At 64.8% G+C, this 26,069-nt stretch carries 24 protein-coding genes; 13 read left to right on the top strand and 11 right to left on the bottom strand.

The annotated features are described in order from the left end of the window. Positions 1-112: 112 nt before the first annotated feature. A complete protein-coding gene (locus AB0O58_RS06425; RefSeq protein WP_032373783.1) occupies positions 113-1,945 on the bottom strand; it encodes a multicopper oxidase domain-containing protein in 1,833 nt (610 codons plus the stop codon). A gap of 117 nt (positions 1,946-2,062) precedes the next feature. Here AB0O58_RS06425 and ugpC point away from each other — a divergent pair, with 117 nt between their 5' ends. Continuing rightward, entirely contained in the window at positions 2,063-3,133 is a 1,071-nt protein-coding gene (gene ugpC, locus AB0O58_RS06420) for a sn-glycerol-3-phosphate ABC transporter ATP-binding protein UgpC (RefSeq protein WP_366238025.1), read from the top strand. A 49-nt stretch (positions 3,134-3,182) separates the two neighbouring features. Here the strand turns inward: ugpC and AB0O58_RS06415 are convergent, their stop codons facing one another. Then, entirely contained in the window at positions 3,183-4,205 is a 1,023-nt protein-coding gene (locus AB0O58_RS06415) for an aspartate-semialdehyde dehydrogenase (protein WP_027494522.1), read from the bottom strand. Positions 4,206-4,207: 2 nt separating this feature from the next. Further along, positions 4,208-5,473: an aspartate kinase gene (locus AB0O58_RS06410; RefSeq protein WP_027494523.1), complete on the bottom strand. Its 1,266-nt coding sequence runs from the start codon at positions 5,471-5,473 to the stop codon at positions 4,208-4,210. 136 nt (positions 5,474-5,609) lie between these two features. Here AB0O58_RS06410 and AB0O58_RS06405 point away from each other — a divergent pair, with 136 nt between their 5' ends. The 3 genes from AB0O58_RS06405 to AB0O58_RS06395 all read left to right on the top strand — a co-directional run bounded on the left by AB0O58_RS06405 (position 5,610) and on the right by AB0O58_RS06395 (position 9,849). Then, positions 5,610-7,298 (top strand): FUSC family protein, encoded by a 1,689-nt coding sequence (locus tag AB0O58_RS06405; RefSeq protein ID WP_032400329.1) that lies wholly within the window; start codon positions 5,610-5,612, stop codon positions 7,296-7,298. A 152-nt stretch (positions 7,299-7,450) separates the two neighbouring features. Beyond that, positions 7,451-9,262, top strand: coding sequence for a 2-isopropylmalate synthase (gene leuA, locus AB0O58_RS06400; protein WP_032400330.1), 1,812 nt, complete (start codon positions 7,451-7,453; stop codon positions 9,260-9,262). Between the two features lie 209 nt (positions 9,263-9,471). Then, complete coding sequence (locus AB0O58_RS06395) at positions 9,472-9,849, top strand: SHOCT domain-containing protein (RefSeq protein WP_057472559.1); 378 nt, start codon at positions 9,472-9,474, stop codon at positions 9,847-9,849. On the opposite strand, the gene AB0O58_RS06390 is transcribed toward AB0O58_RS06395, so the two are convergent. Beyond that, positions 9,818-10,729: a LysR family transcriptional regulator gene (locus tag AB0O58_RS06390; RefSeq protein ID WP_032384094.1), complete on the bottom strand. Its 912-nt coding sequence runs from the start codon at positions 10,727-10,729 to the stop codon at positions 9,818-9,820. The genes AB0O58_RS06395 and AB0O58_RS06390 overlap by 32 nt on opposite strands. A gap of 72 nt (positions 10,730-10,801) precedes the next feature. Between AB0O58_RS06390 and AB0O58_RS06385 the strand changes: the two genes are divergently transcribed. The 3 genes from AB0O58_RS06385 to AB0O58_RS06375 all read left to right on the top strand — a co-directional run bounded on the left by AB0O58_RS06385 (position 10,802) and on the right by AB0O58_RS06375 (position 13,850). After that, positions 10,802-11,698 carry an EamA family transporter gene (locus tag AB0O58_RS06385; protein WP_363797771.1) on the top strand — a complete coding sequence of 299 codons (897 nt, stop codon included), beginning with the start codon at positions 10,802-10,804 and terminating at the stop codon, positions 11,696-11,698. Positions 11,699-11,884: 186 nt separating this feature from the next. After that, positions 11,885-13,147: a Mur ligase family protein gene (locus tag AB0O58_RS06380; RefSeq protein ID WP_287453939.1), complete on the top strand. Its 1,263-nt coding sequence runs from the start codon at positions 11,885-11,887 to the stop codon at positions 13,145-13,147. Further along, positions 13,140-13,850: a glutamine amidotransferase gene (locus AB0O58_RS06375; RefSeq protein WP_287453937.1), complete on the top strand. Its 711-nt coding sequence runs from the start codon at positions 13,140-13,142 to the stop codon at positions 13,848-13,850. Before AB0O58_RS06380 ends, AB0O58_RS06375 begins: the two co-directional genes overlap by 8 nt. Before the next feature lie 32 nt (positions 13,851-13,882). On the opposite strand, the gene AB0O58_RS06370 is transcribed toward AB0O58_RS06375, so the two are convergent. From AB0O58_RS06370 to AB0O58_RS06360, 3 genes are all read right to left on the bottom strand, one after another. Then, positions 13,883-14,890, bottom strand: a complete 1,008-nt coding sequence (locus AB0O58_RS06370; protein WP_032373776.1) for a type IV toxin-antitoxin system AbiEi family antitoxin domain-containing protein — start codon at positions 14,888-14,890, stop codon at positions 13,883-13,885. Positions 14,891-15,016: 126 nt separating this feature from the next. Further along, on the bottom strand, positions 15,017-15,625 hold the full coding sequence (recR, locus tag AB0O58_RS06365) for a recombination mediator RecR (protein WP_027494532.1): 609 nt from the start codon (positions 15,623-15,625) through the stop codon (positions 15,017-15,019). Between the two features lie 9 nt (positions 15,626-15,634). Next, entirely contained in the window at positions 15,635-15,973 is a 339-nt protein-coding gene (locus AB0O58_RS06360; protein ID WP_027494533.1) for a YbaB/EbfC family nucleoid-associated protein, read from the bottom strand. 132 nt (positions 15,974-16,105) lie between these two features. On the opposite strand from AB0O58_RS06360, the gene AB0O58_RS06355 reads away from it, so the two are divergent. Continuing rightward, positions 16,106-16,756 carry a hypothetical protein gene (locus AB0O58_RS06355; RefSeq protein WP_155289594.1) on the top strand — a complete coding sequence of 217 codons (651 nt, stop codon included), beginning with the start codon at positions 16,106-16,108 and terminating at the stop codon, positions 16,754-16,756. Here the strand turns inward: AB0O58_RS06355 and AB0O58_RS06350 are convergent. Next, positions 16,753-17,187, bottom strand: coding sequence for an SRPBCC family protein (locus tag AB0O58_RS06350; RefSeq protein WP_032364748.1), 435 nt, complete (start codon positions 17,185-17,187; stop codon positions 16,753-16,755). The two genes, AB0O58_RS06355 and AB0O58_RS06350, sit on opposite strands and share 4 nt — an antisense overlap. A gap of 258 nt (positions 17,188-17,445) precedes the next feature. On the opposite strand from AB0O58_RS06350, the gene AB0O58_RS06345 reads away from it, so the two are divergent. After that, positions 17,446-18,891: an FAD-binding oxidoreductase gene (locus AB0O58_RS06345; RefSeq protein WP_052063056.1), complete on the top strand. Its 1,446-nt coding sequence runs from the start codon at positions 17,446-17,448 to the stop codon at positions 18,889-18,891. Continuing rightward, complete coding sequence (locus tag AB0O58_RS06340; protein WP_027494537.1) at positions 18,888-20,204, top strand: class I SAM-dependent methyltransferase; 1,317 nt, start codon at positions 18,888-18,890, stop codon at positions 20,202-20,204. The genes AB0O58_RS06345 and AB0O58_RS06340 overlap by 4 nt, the downstream gene beginning before the upstream one ends. Before the next feature lie 52 nt (positions 20,205-20,256). Here the strand turns inward: AB0O58_RS06340 and AB0O58_RS06335 are convergent, their stop codons facing one another. Next, positions 20,257-21,039, bottom strand: coding sequence for an alpha/beta fold hydrolase (locus AB0O58_RS06335; RefSeq protein WP_283541822.1), 783 nt, complete (start codon positions 21,037-21,039; stop codon positions 20,257-20,259). Positions 21,040-21,067: 28 nt separating this feature from the next. Next, entirely contained in the window at positions 21,068-22,000 is a 933-nt protein-coding gene (locus AB0O58_RS06330; protein ID WP_283541821.1) for an oxygenase MpaB family protein, read from the bottom strand. A gap of 23 nt (positions 22,001-22,023) precedes the next feature. Between AB0O58_RS06330 and AB0O58_RS06325 the strand changes: the two genes are divergently transcribed. The 3 genes from AB0O58_RS06325 to AB0O58_RS06315 are packed head-to-tail and all read left to right on the top strand — an operon-like array spanning position 22,024 to position 25,297. Then, positions 22,024-22,593, top strand: a complete 570-nt coding sequence (locus tag AB0O58_RS06325; RefSeq protein ID WP_283541820.1) for a TetR family transcriptional regulator — start codon at positions 22,024-22,026, stop codon at positions 22,591-22,593. A gap of 28 nt (positions 22,594-22,621) precedes the next feature. Next, complete coding sequence (locus AB0O58_RS06320) at positions 22,622-22,882, top strand: acyl-CoA-binding protein (RefSeq protein WP_032364582.1); 261 nt, start codon at positions 22,622-22,624, stop codon at positions 22,880-22,882. A 48-nt stretch (positions 22,883-22,930) separates the two neighbouring features. After that, positions 22,931-25,297, top strand: coding sequence for an FdhF/YdeP family oxidoreductase (locus AB0O58_RS06315; RefSeq protein ID WP_027494542.1), 2,367 nt, complete (start codon positions 22,931-22,933; stop codon positions 25,295-25,297). Positions 25,298-25,303: 6 nt separating this feature from the next. On the opposite strand, the gene AB0O58_RS06310 is transcribed toward AB0O58_RS06315, so the two are convergent. Further along, positions 25,304-25,978, bottom strand: a complete 675-nt coding sequence (locus AB0O58_RS06310) for a GntR family transcriptional regulator (RefSeq protein ID WP_204859157.1) — start codon at positions 25,976-25,978, stop codon at positions 25,304-25,306. Between the last annotated feature and the right edge of the window lie 91 nt (positions 25,979-26,069).

Below are 26,069 nucleotides of genomic sequence, written 5' to 3'. Positions count from 1 at the left end.
GGCAGGAATGTCGGCCGCCTACGGGGATTGCCGTACAGGCTCGGTCAGTGTGGACCGGCCGGACCATGAGCGCAACCCCGCTCCCGACCCCGCAGGGGTCCGGGTATGTGCGTCACGGAGCGACGGTGCGGTACCGCAGCATCATTTCGTGGTCCTCGTGGTCGAGCATGTGGCAGTGCCACATGTACCCCTGCAGTTCGGTCGGCCCCGGAGCCGGCATGTCGTGACCACTCATGTCGTGACCGCTCATATCGTGACCGCCGTGGTGGGCGGCCGGTCCCGCGAAGGTGGCGTCGGGATCGAAGCCGAGTTCGTCGGCCGTCGGGAATCGGACGAGGATCTGGGTGACGGTGCCCGGGTACGTGTTGACGGTGTCCTTCCACCCGGCTTCCCAGGTGGCCGGCGGCACCGAGGGTCCGGTGAGGAACTTCTCCACCGGCGGAGCCCATTTGGTGCCGAACGTCGGCCGCGGGAAGTCGCGTTGGTACGCGGCGAGGTCGATCGGAATACGGCCAAGCGTGCGAAAGTGTGCTAGGTGCAGGTGAATCGGGTGTGGCTCGACCGTCGTGTTGACGATGTTCCACATCTCCACGGTGCCCTGCTTGGGCATCTCGATGTCCGGGTCGGAGTACCGCAGGTTGTTCAGGTTCATCAGCGTCATGTCGAGGTTCAACCCGCCGGAGGGCTGGTTCACGGTGACGGTGCGGGTGAAGGTGGGGGTCGGCAACGCGGGCAACAGATCCGGCTGCCCCTTTCCCCCGCGCAGCAACGACGGCATGCCGCCCCGGAACCCCGCCGCGGACGCGACGCGGAACTGACAGAACATCGGCATCGGGACGGCTCCGAGCGATGCGGCTTGCGCCGGCGGCGGCTCGTCGTTGAGGAGCTCGACGAGAGCACCCGACTCGACTGCGGCGAAGTCGACGAGAATGTCGGCGCGTTCGGCGGGTGCGAGTCGAATACTGGTGGTTTCCACCGGCGCATCGAGCAGTCCGCCGTCGTTTCCGATGACCCAGAATCGTAACTTGTTGGTGAAGAACAGGTTCCACACGCTGTACGACCCGGCGTTGACGAGCCGCAGCCGGTACATACCCCGTGCGACTTCCATCGTCGGCCAGATCTTGCCGTTGACGACACCGACGTCTCCGGTGCCGCCGCCTTCCCATTTACCCTGCGGCACGGTGATATTGGAGCGGATACTCATGCTGCCGTCGGGGTTCATGATCTTTTCCTGGAGTACCAGCGGCAACTCGAATTCGCCCGAGGGTAGACCCAGGGCGTTGTCGGATGTGCCGGTGTCCCACCGATCACGGACGAGGTTCATCCCGAGCAGGCCCGCGTAGACGTTGATGCGCGTCATCGACATGGCGTGGTCGTGGTACCAGAGTCCGGCGGCGTCGTTCAGACCCGAGAAGTTGTGCGTCATCGACTCACCCGGGCGCACCAGCATCTCGGAGTGCCCGTCGCTCGCCGGCTCGGTGATGGCACCGTGCAGGTGCAGTGCCGTCGGCGTCATCGTGCGATCCATCTCGCTCATGCCGTGCAGCGAGGTGTCGATGTCGGCGGCGAGCGGATTCCCCGCGGTGGTGTTGGAGTACTTCAGCGTCCACGGCTGGCCCTGCTGCGATTCGATGGTGGGCCCGAGGTAGTCGCACTGTCCGTAGCCGAACGTAGGCGCGGGCCTGAGATCGGCGTGGAATGCGTGGGTGGCGCTGTGCGCGTCCAGGCTCACCTCGGTTCCGCTGATCAGCGGCAAGCGCGGTAGCTCGTCGCGGAACGGCGTCAGCGGCGGCGAATGGAACAGCAATGGACTCTGCCCGCGGAAGAAGTCGTCGGCCAGCGCTCGACGAGTCGTCGACGCCACGGGTATCGCCGCTGCTCCGGCTGCCACTGCGGCCGCCGCCAGCCCACGTAGGGCGGTGCGTCTGGACACGGAGCCGCTCACCCGGCCACCTTCCTCCTGGTTGTGATGGGGCCCATACTATGTGCTGGTCGGCTCCCGCCGTCACCCCACACTCGGATCGTCCGGCACGTTCCTGCCGGTGGAGGGATCTATTTCGTCATGGCAACAATTTCTTTCGAGCGCACGACCAGGCTTTTTCCCGGCTCCGACACCCCCGCGGTGAACGAGCTCGACCTGCACATCGAGGACGGTGAGTTCCTCGTTCTGGTCGGCCCCTCCGGGTGCGGCAAGTCGACGTCGCTCCGGATGCTCGCCGGGCTCGAGGAGGTCAACTCGGGACGCATCCTCATCGGCGGCAAGGACGTCACCAATTCCGAACCCAAGGATCGCGATATCGCGATGGTGTTCCAGAACTACGCGCTGTACCCCCACATGACCGTCGCCGAGAATATGGGGTTCGCGCTCAAGCTGGCGAAGGCGAACAAGGAGGACATTCGCACTCGCGTCGAGGAGGCCGCCAAGCTACTCGACCTCGAGCTGTACCTCGACCGCAAGCCCAAGGCGCTCTCCGGCGGCCAGCGGCAGCGAGTTGCCATGGGGCGCGCCATCGTTCGGCAGCCCCAGGTGTTCTTGATGGACGAGCCGCTGTCCAATCTCGACGCCAAACTGAGGGTTCAGACGCGGACGCAGATCGCTCAGTTGCAGCGTCGACTCGGCACGACGACGGTCTACGTCACGCACGATCAGGTCGAGGCCATGACGATGGGTGATCGCGTCGCCGTCCTGAAAGGTGGTGTGCTGCAACAGTGCGCCACCCCGCGTGAGCTCTACCGAACCCCGGTCAACGCATTCGTCGCCGGGTTCATGGGCTCACCGTCGATGAATCTGTTCCGCGCTCCGGTCACCGACGGCGGCGTCCGCCTGGCCGATCAGGTAGTCCCGGTCCCACGTCAGACGCTCGGTTCCGCCACCGAGGTGATGTTCGGCATTCGTCCCGAGCACATCGAGATCGCGAGCAGCGGAATAGCTCTCGAGATCGACGTCGTCGAAGAGCTCGGTTCCGAGGCCTTCGTGTTCGGCCGCGCGGACATCAACGGCCGGACCGAAACCATTGTCGCTCGGGCCGATTGGCGCAGCCCGCCCGAGAAGGGCGATCGCGTTCACGTCCGCATCGACGAAGCCCATGCGCACATCTTCGACGCCTCCGCCGAAGGTCACCGCCTGAACTGACCGTCGTGCGCGTTGTGCGTACCCCTGGGGACACACAACGCGCACGACCTCAGACCAGGAGCTCGGCGATCTGAATAGTGTTGAGCGCGGCACCCTTACGCAGGTTGTCGCCCGAGACGAACAGCGCGAGTCCGCGGCCCTCGGGGACGCCCGGATCCTGGCGGATGCGGCCGACGAGGGAGTCGTCCTTGCCTGCGGCTTCCAGCGGCGTCGGTACGTCGACCAGCGAGACACCCGGTGCGGAGGCCAGCAGTTCACGAGCGCGTTCCACTGACAGCGGTGAAGCGAACTCGGCGTTGATCGACAGCGAGTGCCCGGTGAAGACCGGAACGCGCACGCAGGTGCCACTGACCAGCAGGTCGGGCAGTCCGAGGATCTTGCGCGATTCGTTGCGTAGCTTCTGGTCCTCGTCCGTCTCGCCGGATCCGTCGTCGACCAACGCGCCGGCCAGCGGCAGGACGTTGAAAGCGATGGGCGCGACGTACTTGTTCGGGGCCGGGAAATCGACCGACGAACCGTCGTGCACCAGTTTTTCGACGTCGTCGATGACGGCGCGTGCCTGAGTGGCGAGCTCGTCGACGCCGGCGAGGCCGCTACCGGACACCGCCTGGTAACTCGAAACGATCAACCGCTGCAAGCCGGCTTCGTCGTGCAGCACCTTGAGCACCGGCATGGCGGCCATGGTGGTGCAGTTGGGGTTGGCGATGATGCCGCGGGGCGGGTTCTTCGCCGCCTCGGGGTTGACCTCGCTGACCACCAGCGGCACATCGGAGTCCTTGCGGAACGCCGACGAGTTGTCGATGACGGTGGCACCTGCGGCGGCGAATCGCGGTGCCTGCTCACGCGAAAGCGTGGCACCGGCCGAGAACAGAGCGATGTCGATACCGGTGAGGTCCGCGGTGGACGCGTCCTCGACGATGATCTCCTCGCCGCGGAACGGCAGCTTCTTGCCCGCCGAGCGTGCGGAGGCGAAGAATCGAACGGTGTCGGCGGGGAAGTTGCGCTCCTCCAACAGGGTTCGCATGACGGCACCGACCTGGCCGGTGGCTCCTACGACTGCAACTGTGGTCATGGCTATCGTCCTGTTCCTGCGTGCACGACGGCTTCTTCGTCGCCGCCGAGATCGAAGGCGGCGTGCAGTGCGCGCACGGCGTCGTCGAGCTGAGTGTCGCTGCACAGCACCGAGATACGGATTTCGGAGGTGCTGATGAGATCGATGTTGATGCCGGCGTCGGCGAGGGCCTCACAGAACGTCGCGGTGACGCCGGGGTGGCTCTTCATACCGGCACCGACGAGCGAGACCTTGCCGATGTGGTCGTCGTAGAGCACCTGCGCGAAGCCGATATCGGCCTGCAGCTTGGTGAGCTTCTCCACTGCCGTCGGGCCGTCGGCCTTGGGGCAGGTGAAGGTGATGTCGGTCTTGCCGGTGTCGATCTTGGAGACGTTCTGCAACACCATGTCGATGTTGATCTCGGAGTCGGCCACGGCGCGAAAGACCTTGGCGGCGTAGCCCGGTGTGTCGGGCAGACCGACGACGGTGACCTTCGCCTCGCTGCGATCGTGTGCGACGCCGGTGAGAATTGCTTCTTCCACTGGAATGTCCTCCATAGATCCGGAGACGATCGTTCCGGGTTTGGTGGTGTACGACGAGCGCACGTGAACGGGAACGTTGTAGCGACGGGCATATTCGACGCAGCGCAGCATGAGCACCTTCGCGCCGCAGGCTGCCATTTCGAGCATCTCCTCGAACGAGACGGTCTCGAGGTGGCGTGCGTTGGGGACGATGCGCGGGTCTGCGGTGAAGATGCCGTCGACGTCGGTGTAGATCTCGCAGACGTCGGCGTTCAGGGCCGCGGCGAGCGCGACGGCGGTGGTGTCGGACCCACCACGACCGAGCGTCGTGACGTCCTTGCTGTCCTGGCTGACGCCCTGGAAGCCGGCGACGAGCACGATCGAACCCTCGTCGAGTGCGCTGCGGACGCGGCCGGGGGTGACGTCGATGATCTTGGCGTTGCCGTGCACGCTGGTGGTGACGACGCCTGCCTGGGAACCGGTGAACGACCGTGCCTCGGCACCGAGCGAGTGGATGGCCATCGCGACCAGTGCGTTGGAGATGCGTTCACCCGAGGTGAGCAGCATGTCCATCTCGCGAGCGGGCGGGGCCGGGCACACCTGCTGTGCCAGGTCGAGCAGTTCGTCGGTGGTGTCGCCCATCGCCGATACGACGACGACAACGTCGTTGCCCGCCTTCTTGGTCTCGACGATTCGTTCAGCGACGCGTCGGATACGTTCGGCGGTCCCCACCGACGATCCACCGTACTTCTGGACGATGAGAGCCACGCGTTTTACCTCCGCTGGATAGCCGACAATCGTTCGATTGTCCGCGGGTCACCTTACCGAGCGAATGCCCCGAGCAGTGGGCCGGGTAGCTCCGAGCTGGGACTTTAGGGCCTCTCGCCTGCCTTAACATGTTCGAGTGACTGTTCCCGAACATCTCCCACCACCGCCGGCTCGAGGCCTGAAGGTGCTCTTCGGGCTCCCCGCCGTCGGCCGGCGCTGGCCCGGTGGACTGCGTTCGGCGCTGGCGTTCGGTGTTCCGGCGATCCTGGCGTGGCTGCTCGGATTCCACACCGAGGCACTACTGGTGGTCTCCGGCAGTTTTGCGGTGATCTACGGCGAGGGCCGTCCCTACCGATCGCGGTGGTGGGTGGTGCTGACCGCAGGGGCCGCCCTGGTGGCCTCGGTGTGGCTGGGCGCGACGGCCGGTCGGCTCGCCCTCGACTTCGGCGAGACCGGGTGGGCGCAGATGATCCCGGTGACCGTGTTGTCGGTTCTCGCTCTCGTCGCGGTCTACGTCGTGGCAGCGCTGCGACTCGGCCCGCCCGGAGCCTTCTTCTTCGTGCTGGTGTGCGCGGTGGCGTCGTACCTCCCTGCCGCCGATATCAGCGCGACCCGCGGTGCCGTGTGCGCGGCGATCGGGGTGGCGTCGGCGCTGGTGGTCGCGATGTCCGGGGTGGTGCGTGACCCGAGGGGTCCCGAACGGGCGGCCGTCGGTGCGGCCGTGGCGGCGATCGAGAAGTACACGACATCGCCGACGGCGTCCGTCGTCGATCGACATACCGCCGCCTCACGTCTGCACGCGGCGTGGGCCGCGGTGTACGAGGCCGGGTCGACGCGCGCGACCTCGCGCCCCGCGCTGGTACAGACCCTGTTCGATGCCCATCTCGCGTTTGCGGCCGCCACGAGGGCGCGCGCCGGCACCCTTCCGGATCCGGAAAGCGCGGTGGAATCGCCACGAGATCAGCTGCCGCTGGCTCGTCCGGGCATCGGGTATCGGTTGAAGCGGTCGTTGCATCGAGATTCGCACGCGGCGTCGACGGCGATCCGGGTGTTCTGCGCGGCGGCAGGTGCCGGCGGGATCAGTGTGGCGATGGGTTTGAGCAGGCCGGATTGGGCGATCCTCGGTGCCGTCCTGGTTCTCCAGCAGGGGCCGGATCGTGTGCACGGGACGTATCGCGGCATGCAGCGGCTCGGCGGAACGCTGGCCGGAGTGGTGCTGTTCTCGGCGATCTATCTTTCGCCGCTGACCGGTCTCGCGGTGATCGTGGTGTTGATGGTGTTGCAGTTCGCGATCGAGATCAGTGTGGCGCGCAATTACGGTCTCGCCGTCACGTTCATCACCCCACTCGCGTTACTGATGGGGACCATCTCGCATCCGGGCGCTCCACTCGGCGGCATCGTCGTCGATCGGGTGGTGGAGACCGCGGTGGGTGTCGCCCTTGCCTTCGCGGCGCTGTGGTTGTTGTTACCGGGCGCCTTTCGGCGCGCGCTGCTGTGGTCCGATCGGCGGGTTCTGGAGTTGACCGACCGATTGTTGACGGCCCTCCGAAGCGAAAACGTTTCGGCGGCAGCCACTATGGAGCTACGACGAGATGTCCAGTTCGAACTGGTCGGTGCCGCGCTCGCGGGAGCCGAAGCGGCGCACAACGATCGCCGCTGGGCGCATCGAATGTGGGAGAGGCATGCAGAGGTCGACCACCTCGGATACGAACTGCTCGCACGGTGTTGGACCGCGGACGATGTCGGACGACTGAACGACATCGATCAGTGGCAACGCAGGCACGACACCGTGACCGGAAAATTCGACTCCCGAACCCTGGGGTAGGCGGTCGGTCTGCGGTAGTACACTCACCCCATGCTGCGAGCTCTCCTTCTTAACAGCCGCGACGGGGTCTGAGACCAGACTGGCTTCCCGTCGCGGGGTTCGTTGCGCCGGTCGAACACCATTGCTCTGATCTGTACGGAGAGACGAAGACCATGTCACCAGCCGACGCATTCACCTCGGGATCTCGCACCATCACCCCGCCCTCGCGGCCCGCTCCCAGCGACCAGCCAGCGTGGAACACTCAGAAGAACTCCTCGATGCCCACGTTCCGTTATCGGCCGTTCGCCGAGGAAGTGGAGCCCGTCACCCTCCCCGACCGCACGTGGCCGGACAAGATCATCGACCGGACGCCACAGTGGTGTGCAGTCGATCTGCGCGACGGCAACCAGGCGCTGATCGATCCGATGAGTCCCGCGCGCAAGCGCCGCATGTTCGACCTGCTGGTCCGCATGGGCTACAAGCAGATCGAGGTCGGCTTCCCGTCCGCCAGCCAGACCGACTTCGACTTCGTCCGCGAGATCATCGAGGACGGCGCGATTCCCGACGACGTCACCATCCAGGTTCTGACGCAGTGTCGTCCGGAGCTGATCGAGCGCACGTTCGTCGCGTGCGAGGGCGCTCGCAGCGTCATCGTGCACTTCTACAACTCGACGTCGATCCTGCAGCGCAAAGTGGTGTTCCGGGCCGATCGTGATGTGATCAAGAAGATCGCGACCGACGGTGCTCGCAAGGTACTCGAAGAAGCAGCCAAGTTCCCCGATACCGACTGGCGCTACGAGTACTCCCCCGAGTCCTACACCGGCACCGAACTCAGCTACGCAAAAGAGGTGTGCGACGCAGTCACCGCCGTCATCGATCCGACGCCCGAGAAGCCTCTGATCCTGAACCTGCCGGCCACCGTCGAGATGGCGACGCCGAACGTCTACGCCGACTCGATCGAGTGGATGAGCCGCAACCTCGATCGCCGCGACAGCATCGTGCTGTCTCTGCACCCGCACAACGACCGCGGAACCGGTGTTGCCGCAGCCGAACTGGGCTACCAGGCCGGTGCCGATCGCATCGAGGGATGCCTGTTCGGCAACGGTGAGCGCACCGGCAACGTCTGCCTCGTCACGCTCGGCCTCAATCTGTTCACCCGCGGCGTCGATCCGCAGATCGACTTCTCCAACATCGACGAGATTCGCCGCACGGTCGAGTACTGCAACCAGTTGCCCGTCGCCGAACGCCACCCCTACGGCGGAGATCTGGTGTACACCGCGTTCTCCGGCAGCCATCAGGACGCCATCAACAAGGGCCTCGATGCCATGAAAGTCACGGCAGACGAACAGGGTTCGGACATCGGTGACATCACCTGGCAGGTGCCGTACCTGCCCATCGACCCCAAGGACGTCGGACGCACCTACGAGGCCGTCATCCGCGTCAACTCGCAGTCCGGCAAGGGCGGCGTCGCGTACATCATGAAGTCCGATCACGGACTGAACCTGCCGCGTCGCCTGCAGATCGAGTTCTCCCAGGCCGTCCAACGCATCACCGACGGTGAGGGCGGCGAGGTCTCGCCCAAGGAGATGTGGGACGTCTTCGCCGAGGAGTACCTGACGCCGATCCGTCCGCTCGAGCGCATCAAGCAGTCGGTACAGGCCGCCGAGGTCGACGGCGGAACCGACACCATCACCGCCACGGTCAAGGTCGACGGCGTCGAGCAGGAAATCTCCGGCTCCGGCAACGGACCACTCGCCTCGTTCGTCGACGCGCTGTCGACAATCGGTTACGACGTCAGCGTCCTCGACTACTCCGAGCACGCACTGTCCGCAGGCGACGACGCCCAGGCCGCGGCCTACGTCGAAGCCTCGGTCACCTCGCCTACGGGGGTCGCCACCACGGTCTGGGGCGTCGGTATCGCGACGTCGATCACCACCGCGTCACTGCGTGCTGTGGTTTCTGCCGTGAACCGCGCGCTGAAATAGTTTTCGCTGCTCGACGACACGCCGCTCACCTTTCGGGGTGGGCGGCGTGTTGCGTTGTCGAGCCCTCACGAAACGAAAGCGGGCGCGGTCGACGTGGGGCTCACTGGGATTTCCGGTCGACGAAAGGGACCAAAGACCCGTGTGCACGGGGTGCCGCAAATGCCACACTGAATCAGCCGTCGGGGCACCTTGGAGAATGGAAGTTCGCCATGGATTCTTTCTGGGATTTTCTTTGGCTTCTCATCGTCGGGTTCGCCTTCGTGGCCTACCTCATGGTGATGTTCTCGATCATCGGAGATCTTTTTCGGGACCACAAGACATCCGGGTTCGTCAAAGCCCTGTGGGTGCTCTTCCTCATCGTTGCGCCGTTCCTCACCGCGCTGGTCTACCTCATCGTGAACGGCAGCAACATCGCCAAGCGTCAGGTTGCCGCCCTGCAGCACGCACAGGACCAGCAGGAGGAGTACATCAAGCACGTCGCCGGTCGATCTGCGTCCGAAGAGATCGCACACGCAAAGGCGTTGCTGGACAACGGAACCATCGATCAGGACGAGTTCACGACGCTGAAGGCCAAAGCGCTGTCCTGAACGTCGCTTCCGCTCCGAACGCATCGAGCACAGCGGCGATCGCGGGTAGTCGCCGCGCATCCGTCCTCGTCGCGAGTTCGTAGATTCGCCCGGCTCGAACGCCGGCGAGCTCTCGACGTACCAGGCCCGGATGCACAACGGCGTAGCGCGGCATCAACGCCACTCCGTGCCCGGCCGCGACGAGTGTTTCGGTCACTCGAAAGTCGTTGATGCGTTGGACAACTCGCGGCTGAACTCCGGTCACCGAGGCCACGGAGAGCAACACGTCGTCGACCGGAAAACCGCCGCGAACGCTGATCCACCGCTCGTCGATCAAGTCTCGCAGATCGATCGAGCCTTGCTGCGCCAGTGCGTGATCGAGAGGCAACACCAGATCGATGGGCTCGCGCATCAGGGTCGTCACCTCGATCCGTGGACCCGCCGTCGACGGAGCTCGGTCGTCTCGGTGGGTGAGCACCACGTCGTAATCGGCGAGTAGCTCGGGCACCGAGGATGCGGGCAGGTCCTCGTCGCGCGCATCGATGTCGACGTCCGAGTCCGCCAACCGCGTCAGGACCCCGGGCAGCAGCAGTGCCGCGCCCGACGGGAACAGCGCAACTCGGACGCGTCCCCGCGGAGACGCTCGATACCGATCCATTTCTGCTGTGGCGCGGGCGAGGGCAGCGAGGACCTCGTCGGTTCTGAGTACCAGTGCCCGCCCGGCGTCGGTGAGGCGCAGCCGACGCCCGTCCGGTTCGAGCAATGTCACGCCGGCCTCGCGCGCCAGCAACTTGAGCTGTTGAGACACCGCCGACGGAGTCATCGACATCGCCTCGGCGACCGATGCAACGGTTCCGCGGTCGGCAAGCTCAGCGAGGATCCGGAGCCGCTCCACATTCATACAGAAAATCTTAACTGTTGGTGCGGATATATTCGATTGTGCTGATTGTTTGCACCCGTCACGATAATGGGCATGACCACTCGCGACCGCCTCCTCGGACTGACTGTCGCCGTTCTGTGGGGACTGAACTTCCTCGCCATCCGCGTCGGGCTCGACCACTTTCCGCCCTTCTTCTTCGCGGCACTGCGCTTTCTGGTCATCGCAGTTCCGGTCGTGATGTTCGTTCCGCGACCGAAGGTGCCCCTGAAATGGTTGTTGCTCTACGGCTTCGGCTTCGGTTTCCTGCAGTTCGCCTTCCTGTTCGCGGCGATGGCGGCAGGCATGCCGACGGGATTGGCGTCGCTCGTGCTGCAGTCGTCGGCTCCGTTCACCGTCGTTCTCGGCGCGCTGCTGTTACGCGAACACGTGAGCCGCAGGCAGGCAATCGGCATCGGTGTGGCCGTCCTCGGCATGGTTCTCATCGGGTGGGATCGCGCCCAGAACGCCACCCTGATTCCTGTCGTCCTCACCCTGCTCGCCGGTCTGGGCTGGGCCTTCGGCAATCTCGGGAACCGACTCGCCAAGTCCGACTCCCCGATGACACTGATGCTCTGGATGACCGTCGTACCGCCGGTGCCGATGTTGGCGCTGTCGGCGGTCGTCGAGGGCCCGAGCACGGGCTGGCACGCGCTGGCCGACTCGTTCGGTTCGCAGGGCTGGCCCGGTCTGGTCGCGTTGGCGTACATCGTGATTCCCGCCACGATCGTGGGTAGCGGCCTGTGGAGCATCCTGATGAGCCGCAACCCGGCCGGTCTCGTCGCACCGTTCTCGCTGCTGGTTCCCGTCGTCGGTATCGCGGGTGCCTGGGCGTTTCTCGACGAAACCCCGTCGCTGTTGGCCCTGCTCGGCGGAGCGATCGTCATCGGCGGCTGCCTGGGCGGAATGGCTGCCAGGAAGCCGACCCCAGTTCTGGAGAAAGTACCGGTATGAGGGCGGGAGTGGAGCCTGCGGAATGACCCAGGGGTAGCGGGAGTGGAGCCTGCGGAATGACCCAGGGGTAGCGGGAGTGGAGCCTGCGGAATGACCCAGGGGTAGCGGGAGTGGAGCCTGCGGAATGAGCGAGGGGTAGCAAGCGTCGACGTGAAACTGCACGCTCTTCTGTGCCAGACTCGGCGGATGGCTGAACTGGGTGAGCGCAGACGTATCGGCGCCCGTGGCCGCGTGGCATTACGCGCGGCGGAGCTGGCGACGTGGGCGTCCCGCAAGGCGGGCCGAGGCAAGGGCTCGATGATCGGTGGTCTGGTCGCGCTCAAGATCGATCCGACCATTCTGGGCGGCCTGGGCCGAGGGCGACGCACCGTCATCGTCACCGGCACCAACGGCAAATCGACTACGACGCGGATGACGGCGGCAGCACTGGCCACTCTCGGCGACGTCGCCACCCAGGCCGACGGAGCCAACATGGATGCCGGCATCGTCGCGGCACTGCACGCTCATTTCGACGCCGAGCTGGCCGCCCTGGAGGTCGACGAGCTCCACGTCCCCCACGTATCCGACGCGGTCGATCCCGCGGCGATCGTGCTGCTGAATCTCAGTCGCGACCAGCTCGACCGCGTCGGCGAGATCAACATGATCGAGCGAGCCCTGCGCGCCGGGTTGGCCCGTCATCCCGACACCGTCGTCATTGCGAACTGCGACGACGTCCTCGTCACCTCGGCGGCATTCGATGCTCCGAACGTCGTGTGGGTCGCCGCGGGCGGCGGCTGGGCCGGCGACTCCGTCAGCTGCCCGCGTACCGGCGAACCCATAGTCTGGGACGGCGAGCACTGGTACAGCACCGGCAGCGATTTCGAGCGTCCGACGCCGGATTGGTGGTTCGACGACGAGAATCTCTACGGCCCCGATGGGCTCGTTATACCGATGACATTGGCGCTGCCCGGAAAGGCCAACCGCGGCAACGCAGCTCAGGCCGTGGCCGCAGCCGTCACTCTCGGCGCAACACCTGCCGACGCCGTCGCAGCCGCATCGGGAGTCGACGAGGTGGCCGGACGCTATTCCACCATCCAGTACGGATCGCATTCCGTCCGAATGCTTCTGGCCAAGAATCCGGCCGGATGGCAGGAAGCACTGTCGATGATCGATCCCACGTGCGACGGTCTCGTCATCGCCGTCAACGGACAAGTACCCGACGGTGAAGACCTGTCGTGGCTGTGGGACGTGCGTTTCGAGCACTTCGAGGACGTCGCCGTCGTCGCGGCCGGTGAACGCGCGACCGACCTGGGCGTCCGCCTGCTGTATGCCGGTTCGCAGCACACGACCATCGCAGATCCGTTGCAGGCCATCGCATCCTGCCCGCCGGGACGCGTCGAAGTGCTGGCGAACTACACCGCGTTCCGCGATCTCGGTCGCGCACTGGCACGGGAGACCAAGGATGTCTGAGTCCACCGTTCGCATCGGCCTCGTTCTGCCCGACGTCATGGGCACCTACGGCGACAACGGCAACGCCCTCGTTCTCCGCCAGCGACTGCGGATGCGAGACATCGACGCCGAGGTCGTGCACATCACCCTCAACGATCCGGTCCCGGATTCGCTGGACGTGTACACCCTTGGTGGAGCAGAGGATTCGGCTCAGCGCCTCGCGACGCGTCACCTCACCCGATACCCGGGCCTGCAGAACGCAGCTGGTCGCGGTGTGCCGGTACTCGCTATCTGCGCCGCGATCCAGGTGCTCGGGCACTGGTACGAGACCTCCGCAGGCGAACGCGTCGACGGCATCTCCCTCTTCGACGTGACCACCGCGCCCCAGGCCACCCGATCCATCGGTGAAGTCGTCACCGAACCCACGCTCGGCGGTCTCACCCAGAAGCTCAGCGGATTCGAGAACCACCGCGGCGGAACGACACTCGGGCCTGATGCCGCACCGCTCGCCAAGGTCACCCACGGGGTGGGCAACGGTGTCGGCGACGGGCGTGAAGGCGTCGTGCAGGGTTCGGTGTTGGGCACCTACATGCACGGGCCGGTACTCGCCCGAAACCCGGAGTTGGCGGACTACCTACTCGAACGGGCTTTGGGCACCACTCTCGCTCCCCTCGACCTCCCCGAGGTTGCGCGACTCCGCAGGGAGCGGCTCCGCCGCACGTGAGTGAAACTTCGTAGCCCACTACGATTTCCCACTCACGACGAGCACCGTTCACAAGGGTACGAAGCGTCGTTCCATCCCTCTCTGACCAGCACCTCGCGGACTTCGCGGTACACACCGCACGGGTCCTCGGCCACTTCGTGCCAGCCGTACATCAACCGCGGCAGGTTCCGTAGCTCAGCGGCATTGTCGCGTCGTCGATCGCGAAAACGACGCTGCTTGGCAGAGTGGAAGGCCTGGCCGTCCAGCCTGACGATCAGGTCGCATATTTCGTAACGAATGTCCTCGAAGAGTTGCCGCCCGTCGACGAAGACCGGTGCCTGTCGCTTCCCGGCCGGAAGTCCGTGCGCCTGTTCGACATCGAGCACGTAGCGATGCTCGAGCGCAGAATGGACCCCGTCGCGCATGAGAGCCAATGTGTGCAGAATTGCCTTCAGGTAGCGCATCGGCCGTCGGACTTCGACCTTGCGTGTCATTGCCGCGACGTTCACGCCGCCCGACGACATCGCTGAAACCAACGTGATCACGGCCTGCCTCGACGACGGTTCCGCGACTGCCAGATCCAGCACCGTATCGGCGGCGCTCGTTCGCGCCGGATTCGTCTCGACGCCGATGTGGCTCATGGCTCGGGAACGGTGCACGATCACGCCGGGATGAATTTGTTCATTGCTCTCTGACGTGAAGTTCTGCTTGGCGTGTCGCATTGTCGGCGGCCTGCTGATTGCCGAGCACCCGTAGGGAACGGTGAGATGAACCGGCCCAGAACTGACTCGCCGCCACCCCCACTCCTCAGCGGCGGTGGTGTGGCTGAGCAACGCTCCCCGGCCCGCGAACAACAATGCCGCCGACAGCTGCATCTCACGAGTCAGCGGTCCGTTGGTCACCGATAGGACTCCGCGAAACACCCTGAGCCACTGCCCGGTTTCCACGCAGTGGTCGATCGAGTCCTTGTTGACCCCGTTCTCGTGCATTTGCTTCGTGGTGATGATTCCGTGCTGATCGTCCAGTAGTCGCTGCCAGGCACCCGCCGGTCTCGTCCTCATGTACCTCAGGATGGCCGGTTTACGGTGACCGCGTCAGGATCTATCCACAGGCTGTGGATAGGCGAGGTCGTGAGTGGAAACTCGACCCCTGCTACGAACTTCCATGCACGTGCGGCGAAGCCGCTCTCACATACGGCGCCGGCCGGTGAGAGCTCGGCCGAGTGTCAGTTCGTCGGCGAATTCGAGGTCTCCGCCCATCGGTAGGCCGGAGGCGAGACGGGTGATGGCGAGACCGGGGAAATCGCGCATCATCCGGACGAGGTACGTAGCCGTTGCTTCGCCCTCGGTGTTGGGGTCGGTGGCGATGATGACCTCGGTGACGTCGACGCCGTCGTCCTGAGTTCCGACGCGGGTCAACAACTCTCGGATGCGCAGCTGGTCGGGGCCCACTCCGTTGAGTGGGTCGAGCGCTCCGCCGAGTACGTGGTACCGGCCTTTGAATTCGCGCGTACGTTCCACGGCCTGAACGTCTTTGGGCTCTTCGACGACGCAGATCATGGACCTGTCACGTCGGGAGTCGGCGCAGATTCGGCACAGTTCCTTGTCCGATACGGTCCCGCAGACGATGCAGAACTGCACGCCGTCGCGGATGCGCTGCAACGCGCGCATGAGGCGATCGACCTCGGGTGGCTCGACGGCCAGGAGGTGAAACGCTATGCGCTGAGCGCTCTTCGGACCGACTCCGGGGAACTTTCCCAGCTCGTCGATCAGATCCTGTACGGGACCTTCGTACACTCGTCTCGCCTAGAAGCCGGGTAGTCCGAGGGAGCCGCCGCCGAGACCGCCTGCGAGGGGGCCGAGCTTCTCGCTCGCTACGTTCTGCGCTGCCTTCGACGCGTCGGCGATGGCACCGATCACCAGGTCCTGCAGTGTCTCGACGTCGTCGGGATCCACGATCTTGGGGTCGATGGTCAGTCCGACCACTTCGCCCGTTCCCTTGACGGTCGCCACGACGAGTCCGCCGCCGGCCTGACCGGTGACCTCGGTTTCGGCGATCTCCGCCTGTGCTGCCATCAGTTGCTGCTGCATCTGCTGAGCCTGCTGCAGAATCGAGGCCATGTCGGGCTGTTCACCGGGTTGCACTGTGCCGTCCTCTCGCGTGGGTCGAAGCAACCTCCAGCGTAGTCGCACGGTGTCGGACGACGTTCGACCGCACGATCAGGTTCGACACTCGGCTGACGTTCCGTCAGTTCTGAGCCCACGTAGCCTGAGGCCATGAACGCGCCGGCGAGCTCGACCCCTCGCAAGCGTCGAGTGACTCCCGAAACCATGGCCGAGGCGGGCATCGCCCTGACGCTGCCCAAGGTGACGGTGAGGTCGGTCGCCGACGCGCTGGGCGTGTCGATAGTCGCGATCTACAACAACATCGACGGTCCGGCCGCGCTCAAGGCCCTGGTCGCCGAGGAGATCCTGCGACGCTGGTCGCCGCCGCTCCCCGGAGACGACGAGCCGATGCACGACGCGTTGCTGGAACTTGCCTCCGCCATTCGCGCGCTGGTTCACCGCAACCCGGGCATCGCCGCGTATTTGATCGGACTGACTCCCAGTTCCATCGACGCCCTTCGGATGGCCGACGCCGTGCAGACGCGATACCGAATGCGCTACGACCTCACCCCCAAGCAGGCGACGTGGGCGGTCATCACCGTCGTCGAACACGCCATTGCATTGGCGGAGATCGTCTACAACGAGGCTCGACGCGATCGTGAGTACGACGACGCGATCGCGGCGCGCACCGACCTCGACACCCTTCCGGGGGCCTACGACACGATCGACCGTGGACCCGACGGGATGTTTCTGTGGTCGATGCGCACCGTGGTGGTCGGCACGTTGGCGTTGATCGAAGAGCCGGATTTCGAGCGGGTCTAGATCAACTCGCGGCGCAGGTTGTCGAGGGTCGCGGCCTGGATCTTCTTCAATCCGAGGGGCGCGAACGTCTTCTCGAAGAATCCGCCGATTCCTCCCGCACCCGTCCACTCGGTCGTCGTGGTGACGACGGTGCCGTTGCCTTCGGGGGCGACGGTCCAGGTGGTGACCATGGAGGAGTTGGCGTCGCGTTCGGTGATGGTCGAGCCGGAGACCGTGACGGAGGCGCTCACGTTGCGCACTCGCTTCTGGGTGGCCTGCAGGGTCCATTCGGCCACGGTGCCGTCGCCTTGTCCGCCCTGCACCACCCGGTAGTCGCGATACTGCTCGGGAAGGATGCGGGGCCGCACGGTTTCGTAGTCGGCGAGCGCGGCGAGCACCTGATCGGGTGTAGTGGCGATGGTGGCGGAACTGGATGCGCTGACCTGAGCCACGAGAACGTTCTCCTTCGAGTCGATTGGGGTTGCGTTCTCCATCCTGCCTCGCGTCGCACTGGATGTCGGCACCGCCGCCGACGGGGTGTGAGGTGGTTCACATACGATGAGCTGTCATCGAAAAACACATGCATGATGCAACCATTTGTCCGAATAGTTCAGTTTGAGCCGTCCGATTCGACAACAGTTGCGTGAAGTTTCACCGGACCGTCGGCAGCTTCGGTGGATACCGAGCAGTACGAGATATAGCGTCTACTCGTGGCTTCAGTGAATGCTCTTCTCGGACGACGGCCAGAACCGAGGGAGAGCGGTTACGCAGCGCATCGGTCGGGTGTCGAGAAGTTGCTTCGCAGCTATCGCGCAATACCGACCGACGCGACGGTGCGTCTGGCTAAGAAGACGTCCAACCTGTTTCGGGCCAGGACGACCTCGAAGACGCCGGGACTCGACGTCTCGGGATTGAGCAAGGTCGTCACCGTCGATGCCGCGGCTCGCACCGCCGACGTGGCGGGGATGTGCACGTACGAGGATCTGGTCGACGCGACGCTGCCCTACGGCCTCGCCCCTCTCGTCGTTCCGCAGCTCAAAACGATCACCCTCGGCGGCGCGGTCACCGGACTCGGCATCGAGTCGACGTCGTTCCGCAGCGGGCTTCCGCACGAGTCGGTACTCGAGATCGACGTCCTCACCGGTAGCGGCGAAATCCTCACGGCAACCCCCGAGGGCGAGCACGCGGACCTGTACTGGGGCTTTCCCAACTCGTACGGCACTCTCGGCTACTCGACGCGGCTGAAGATCGAACTCGAGCCGGTACTTCCGTTCGTTGCCCTGCGCCACTTGCGATTCCACGATCTGGACACGCTTCAAACGACGATGGACACCATCGTCGCTCGGCGTGAGTACGACGGCATCGAAGTTCAGTACCTGGACGGCGTCGTCTTCAGCGCCGACGAAAGCTATCTCACTCTCGGGGTTCAGACCGACGAGCCCGGACCCGTCAGCGACTACACCGGTGCCGACATCTTCTACCGTTCGATCCAGCATTCGTCGGACACTCCGAAGACCGATCGGCTCACCATCCACGATTACCTGTGGCGCTGGGACACCGACTGGTTCTGGTGCTCGCGTGCGTTCGGAACCCAGAACCCGCGGATCCGACGCTTCTGGCCGCGCAAGTACCGGCGCAGCAGCTTCTATTGGAAGTTGATCGGCCTCGATCGCAAGTACGACATCGCCGATCGACTCGAGAAGCGCAAGGGAAATCCGCCGCGCGAACGCGTCGTGCAGGACGTCGAGGTTCCGATCGAACACACCGCCGGCTTCGTACGCTGGTTTCTCGACGAGATTCCGATCGAACCGTTGTGGTTGTGCCCCTTGCGCCTTCGCGAACCTGCCGCTCCCGGAGCCGATCCATCCCGGCCGTGGCCGCTGTACCCGCTCGAGCCCAAGCGCACCTACGTCAACATCGGCTTCTGGTCCTCGGTACCTATCGTGCCCGGTCGAGCAGAAGGTGCCGCGAACCGCGCCATCGAGAAGAAGGTCACCGAGTTCGAGGGGCATAAATCGCTGTACTCGGATGCTTACTACACCGAGGATGAATTCGCCGTTCTCTACGGCGGCGAGAAGTACAGAGAACTGAAGAAGAAATACGATCCCGAATCCCGATTGCTGGATTTGTACTCGAAGGCGGTGCAGCGCAAATGACGACGTTCAAGGACTCCGGCAATCGCACGGTGAACGGGCCACAGAAACTCAAGATCTCCGAGATCCTCGAGCTGATCTCCGACGGCAACATTCCCCTGCGTTTCACCGCGTACGACGGCAGCGTGGCCGGCCCCGAGGATGCCAAGATCGGCCTCAACCTCAAGAGCCCACGCGGAACTACCTATCTCGCAACAGCTCCCGGCGATCTCGGCATGGCCCGCGCCTATGTCTCCGGCGACCTGGAGGCCACCGGTGTTCATCCCGGTGATCCCTACGAACTGCTCGCGCTGATGGGCGACGAGCTCCATTTCCGCCGCCCGTCGGCCATGACCTTGACCTCGATCGCTCGGTCGCTCGGCTGGGACGTGCTGCGTCCCATCGCTCCTCCGCCCCAGGAGGCGATTCCGCGGTGGCGTCGCATCGCCGAAGGTCTGCGGCATTCCAAGACACGCGATGCCGAAGCGATCCACCACCACTACGACGTGTCCAACAGGTTCTACGAGATGGTCCTCGGTCCCTCGATGACGTACACCTGTGCGGCATTCGAGAACGTCGAGCAGTCTCTGGAGGCCGCGCAGGAGAACAAGTATCGGTTGGTGTTCGACAAACTGGGTCTGCAGCCCGGTGATCGCCTGCTCGACATCGGATGCGGCTGGGGTTCGATGGTGCGCTACGCAGCGCGACGCGGAGTTCAGGTCATCGGTGTGACTCTCTCGCAGGAGCAGGCCTCGTGGGCGCAGAAGGCCATCGAAGACGAGGGTCTTGCGGACCTCGCCGAGGTTCGCTTCTCCGATTACCGCGACGTGCCCGAGACGAATTTCGACGCGATCTCGTCGATCGGGCTGACCGAGCACATCGGTGTCGGCAACTACCCGGCGTACTTCACGTTCATCCAGTCCAAGCTGCGTGACGGTGGTCGACTGCTGAACCACTCGATCACCCGGCCCGACAACCGCGCGCACGCCAAGGCAGGCAGCTTCATCGACCGGTACGTCTTTCCCGACGGGGAGCTCACCGGATCGGGTCGCATCATCACCGAGATCCAGGACGTCGGACTCGAGGTCCGGCACGAGGAGAACCTGCGCGAGCACTACGCGCTGACCCTCGCCGGGTGGTGCCAGAACCTAGTGGACAACTGGGATGCGTGCGTCGCCGAGGCCGGCGAGGGAACCGCCCGTGTCTGGGGCCTGTACATGGCCGGGTCCCGTCTGGGATTCGAGCGCAATGTCGTTCAGCTGCACCAGGTTCTGGCGGTCAAGCTGGGACCGAAAGGTCAGGCCGACGTACCTCTGCGTCCGTGGTGGAACGGCTGAGCCTTGTGAGTGGAACTTCGTAGCAGGCTACGAAGTTCCACTCACATGGGAGCTAGCGACCGGTCGCCCGCAGGATGACTCGGGCGGTTTCGGTCGGCTGGTCCCAGTGCGGGAAGTGTCCGCATTTGTCGAACCAATGCAGGGTGGCGTCGGGGAAACGCTGCATCGCCACCTCTGCCTGGCTGGGCGTCGTCACCTTGTCCTGACGGCCCCAGCCGATGAGCAGCGACCCCTGCAGGGAACCTTTCGGGGCACCCTGCTGCTTCGGCCCGTGGATCAGCGCCTTGCGAGCGGCATCGAGCGAGGGTGAAGTCTTGGCGGAGAAGCCTTTCAGCTCCCGTTCGACCAGTCCGCTCGGCAATTTCCACGGCGCGGCCGAGAATTGCGCCAGCGCTGCGGTTCTGGTGATCGGGTTCCCGGCCAGGAAGGGCACCAGCGGTTGCGCCCGCTTCATCAACGCCAGCGATGCCGTGATGGTCGCCCCGAATACCTTGACCTGGCGGTCGTTCCAGAAGCCGCCCGGATCGAGGGCCACCATCGACCCACGGTGACCCCGACGGGCCAGTTCGACGACCATCCGTGCGCCCATGGAGCTGCCGACGAGGTCGGCGTCGGACAATCCCTCGTTGTCGAGGTACGCGCGCAGGGCGTCGGTCAACGACGCGATGGAGACGTCGGCCAACGGCGGTGTCTGTCCGAACCCGGGGAGATCGAGGGCGATGACCTCGCGGTGCTCCGCGAGGGCCGGGACGATCGGATCCCAGTTGCGGTGCGAGGACCCGAGCCCGTGGACGAGGACCAGCGGCGACCCGTTGCCAGTTCTGACGTTGTACATACCCGCGTCGTACCCGGAGACCGGAAACCTACACTTTCGGGCTGTAGTGCGACGGGTGCGAGCGACGCTGTACCGGCGGCAGATTGCGGGTGGGCGTGTGCACCGGAGGAGCCGTTGCCGGCCTCCGGCCCGCGACGCGATCCCATCCGGCTCGGGCGCGCGGATGGAGTCGGCGACGACGCGGCACCAGCCCGAACGCCAGGTTCACCGCCCTGCCGAACACCGCGAACCGTCGCGCGTCCCGCTCCGACCAGGTGTACCCCAGTAGCTCCCGGACGGGCGGGTCGTAGAGCCCGACGGTGATCCAGACGAACAACGATGCCACCGGTCTGCGCAGCACGGCCCACACACGTTCCGGCAGCCAGGAGGCGTACGGAGGTGGTCCGAGCGCGGACAGATCCAGTACTCCACGTGCGGCCATGTTGTCTTCCAGCACGTGTGTGCACATGCGCTCCCAGTACTTCTGGAATTCGACCCAGGTCTCGGGCACCGATCGCATGCTCATGCCGTAGAGCCGGTACCACTGCACATGCTCGTCGAACAGTTGCAGTTTCTGCGCTTCGGTCAGTCCGCCCATGAATCGGTCGGCGGTGAGCACTGTGCCCATGAAGAACGTCGCGTGTGCCCAGTAGAAAGTGTCGGGATCGAGGGCGTGGTACGTGCGCCCTTTCGAGTCGATTCCCTTGATGTCGTTGTGGTAGCCGCGCACCTGGTGAGCTGTCTCCTCGGCGCGGTCGCCGTCGAACACCACTCCCCCGATCGGATACAGGGAGCGGTAGAGCCGCTGCCATCGCTCGTCGAAGAACGTCGAATGCTGCTCGACGCCCGCTCCGAGGCCCGGGTGCATGTTCTGCATCGACCCCGCCCACACGCCCTGCAGCATCCCGCGCCAGTCACCGAAGTACTTCCAGGTGAGCGAGTCGGGACCGAGTGGGACGGGCCGATCGAACTGACTACGCATGTTGTCAAAGTAGCCTCGACAACATGCGTAGTCAACAGATGGAAGAGCGCAGATCCAAGCGATACGACGCGCTGCTCGACGCCGGGATCGAACTCCTCGGCGCGCAGGAGGGACCCGCGGTCAACGTCCGCGCCGTCTGCCGCGCAGCCGGACTCACCGAGCGCTACTTCTACGAGAGCTTCACCGATCGCGACACGTTCGTTCGCGCGGTCTACGCCTGGGTAGGGGCCCGAGCGCAGGAGGCCCTGGAGAACGCCGTCGCCGGAGCATCACCGAAGGACGCCGTGGCCGCGCCCGTCCGGGCGTTCGTCGAAATCGTCGTCGACGAGCCTCGGATGGGACGAGTGCTGCTGATCGCTCCGTTGGCCGAACCTGCGCTGAGCCGACGCGGACTCGACCTGCTGCCCGGGTTCGTCGAACTGGTTCGTGCCCGGCTACCCGAGTCCGCCGACCGGCAGCTCGTCGCCGTCGGAACCGTCGGCGCGTTGACGGCGCTGTTCATCGGTTTTCTGGACGGCACCCTCGACGCCACTCGCGACGCTCTCGTCGCGCACTGTATTCGCATCCTCGAGCAGGCCGCCGTGCAAGGATGACGGCACCTACAGCCGAAGGAGCTCGTTCATGTCCGATCTCGACCAGTCGTTCGCCGATGCGCAGGTTGACGTCAAAAAGCTCACGTCCAAGCCGAGCAACGACGATCTGCTGCGCCTGTACTCGCTCTTCAAGCAAGGTTCGATCGGAGACGTGACGGGTAAGCGTCCCGGACGGCTGGACATGGTGAACCGCGCAAAGTTCGATGCCTGGGCGAAGCTCGAAGGCACGAGCCAGGATTCGGCGAAACAGCAGTACGTGGATTTGGTGACCGCACTCCTCGCCGGCTGAGCCTACGGCTATGGTCGAGGGCGGGGGTAACGCAACGAAGGGACCCGCATGAGACGCACCGACAGCGACGTCGACGAGGCCGAGCTCGACATCGAGAAGCCGAAAACCCATGCGGCAGGTGCCACCGCCGTTGCGGTGTCGATGAAGCGCGCGCTGGGACACATGGGTCCCAAGCGCACCGCGCAGACGCTCCTCAAGCTGAACCAAGCCGAGGGCTTCGACTGCATGAGCTGCGCGTGGCCCGATCCCGATCCGGGTCATCGGCACGCCGCCGAGTTCTGCGAGAACGGTGCCAAGGCCGTCGCCGAGGAGGCGACGACCACGCGGGCCACTCCGGAGTTCTTCGCGCAGCACAGCATTGCCGAGCTCGATGCGCACACCGAACACTGGTTGGGTCAGCAAGGCCGCATCACGCATCCGATGATCAAGCTCCCCGGCGGCAGCCACTACGAGCCCATCGAATGGGACGATGCGTTCCGTCTGATCGGCGACGAGTTGAAGAGCCTGGCCAGCCCGGACGAGGCCATCTTCTACACCTCGGGTCGTGCGTCCAACGAGTCCGCGTTCATCTACCAGTTGTTCGCTCGGTCGTTCGGCACCAACAACATGCCCGACTGCTCCAACATGTGTCACGAGTCGACGTCCATCGCGCTGCAGGAATCCATCGGCATCGGCAAGGCCAGCGTCACGCTCGACGACGTTCACAACGCCGAACTGATCATCCTGGCCGGCCAGAATCCCGGCACGAATCACCCGCGTATGCTCTCCGCCCTCGAGCTGGCGAAGCAGAACGGCGCAAAGATTCTGTCCATCAATCCCCTTCGCGAAGCGGGACTGCTGAACTTCAAGAACCCCCAGACCCCGCGCGGCATGGTCGGTCCCGGTACCGATCTGTCGGATCTGCACCTGCCGATCAAGCTCAACGGCGACCTCGCTCTGTTCCAGGCCCTCGGGGCGCTGTTGGTGAAGTGGGACGCCCTCGATCACGAATTCCTCGGCGAATACACCGTCGGATTCGACGAGTGGAAGGCACACGTTGCCGAGGTCGATTTCGATCTCGTCACCGAGGTCACCGGTCTGTCGATGCAGCAGATCACCGAGGCCGCCGAAATGCTGCGCGACTCCAAGGCCACCGTCTTCTGCTGGGCGATGGGTCTGACGCAGCATCGCAATGCCGTCGCCACCATCAAGGAAGTCACCAATCTCGCGTTCGCGCAAGGAAACATCGGTAAGGCCGGTGCCGGTTTGCTTCCGGTTCGTGGCCATTCGAACGTGCAGGGCGACCGAACGATGGGCATCTGGGAGCGCCCTCCGGTGGCCTTCCTCGACGCCATGGCGGCAGAGTTCGACTTCGAGCCGCCCCGTGAGCACGGCTTGGACACCGTCGACTCGATCCGCGCCATGCGCGACGGCAAGGCCCATTTCTTCCTCGGCCTCGGCGGCAACTTCGTACAGGCGACGCCCGACAGCGACGTCACGTTCGAGGCGCTGCGCAAGATGCGCATGACCGTGCAGATCTCCACGAAGATCAACCGTTCGCATCTCGTCTGCGGCGAGACCGCTCTCATTCTGCCGACCCTCGGACGCACCGAGAAGGACGTGCAAGCCAGTGGTGAGCAATGGATTTCGGTGGAGGACTCCACCTGCTCGGTGCACTCGTCACGAGGACCGCTGAAGCCCGCGAGCCCGTACCTGCGCTCGGAGGTCGCGATCGTCAGCGGAATCGCCGAGGCGACACTCGGCGACCGATACGGTCTCGACTGGAAGGGTTTCCGCGACGACTACCGCAACATTCGCACGCACATCTCGCGCGTCGTCGCCGGTTGCGAAGGGTACGAGGTCAATGTTCGACGCCCCGGCGGCTTCGTCCTACCGCATCCCCCTCGCGACAGCAGGACGTTCGAAACCAAGAGCGGGAAGGGCGAATTCGCCGTCTCGCCGATCGACGTGCTGCAGGTTCCGCCCGGCCATCTGATTCTGCAGACGTTGCGCAGCCACGATCAGTTCAACACGACGATCTACGGCCTCAGCGATCGGTACCGCGGCATCGAGAACGGCCGACGCGTCATCTTCGTGCACCGAGAAGACATCTCGACGCTCGGCTTCCGCGACGGCGACATGGTCGATCTCGTCACCAAGTGGGACGACGACGACGTGGAACGGTGCGCGCCGTCGTTCCGCATCGTCGAGTACGACACCCCGCGTGGGTCGGCTGCTGCGTACTACCCCGAGACCAATCCGCTGATCCCGTTGGATTCGACTGCGCTGCAGAGCAACTGCCCTACCTCGAAGTCGGTGATCATCTCGATGGTTCCGGCGGGAACAGGAGCGCAGGGCACATCCAATGGTCATCAGGACAACGAGGGCTCGGACGAGGGGCACAAGTCGCACCCCCAGCCGCATCACCTCAGCTGATCGAACTCAGCTGAACGATCGAACCAGGGTCGCTGCGTCGGTGAACTGATGTCGCATCAGTTCACCGGCGGCCCGGTGATCGGCTCGACGCATCGCCTCGATCAATTCCTCGTGGCCGCGTACCGCCCGCCGTCCCCAGTCGGTGTCGGACGCATGGAGATGCGTCGGGGTGTACTTGACGGCACCGAGCAGAAACCACGCCAATGTGGTGCCGCCTGCGATCTTGTTGATGGCGCGGTGAAACTCGAACTCGCACCGTTCGACGGCATCGGCGTCGGCGCGTGTCACGGCGTCGCGTAGGTCGTCGTTGAGGGTGGTCAACTGCTGGAGATGCTCCGCCGTCACCCGCCGGGATGCGCGCTCGGCCAGGGCCGCGGCGATCGTGCCCTGCAACCAGAAGATGTCGTCGATGTCCTGCTGTGTCAGTTCGACGACGCGGTAGCCCCGATGCGGGACCGATTCGAGCAGCCCTTCGCCGCGCAGCGACACCAGCGCCTCGCGTACCGGGGTGGCACTGACTCCCAACTCTGCTGCGGTCTCGTCGATGCGGACGAACGTCCCCGGCTTCAGCGCACCGGCGACGATCCTGCGACGAATGTTCACGGCGACATCCTCGGACAACTGCGGACGTCGCGGAATCGGCTGTTTCGATGATGCCGTGCGCGTGAGATCGAGGCTCATTCCACATCTCCTGCACAGCGGGGCGGCGGGGGTTGTTGCAACGGTGACGGACGCATAGTGTGTCCTGGACAACATTGAATCACATCAAATA

Origin of the sequence: Rhodococcus sp. NPDC080181 (genome assembly GCF_040702225.1) — a bacterium.
Lineage (GTDB): Bacteria > Actinomycetota > Actinomycetes > Mycobacteriales > Mycobacteriaceae > Rhodococcoides > Rhodococcoides fascians.
The sequence above is the reverse complement of the archived record's forward strand: the minus strand, read 5'-3'. Positions and strand labels throughout refer to the sequence as shown.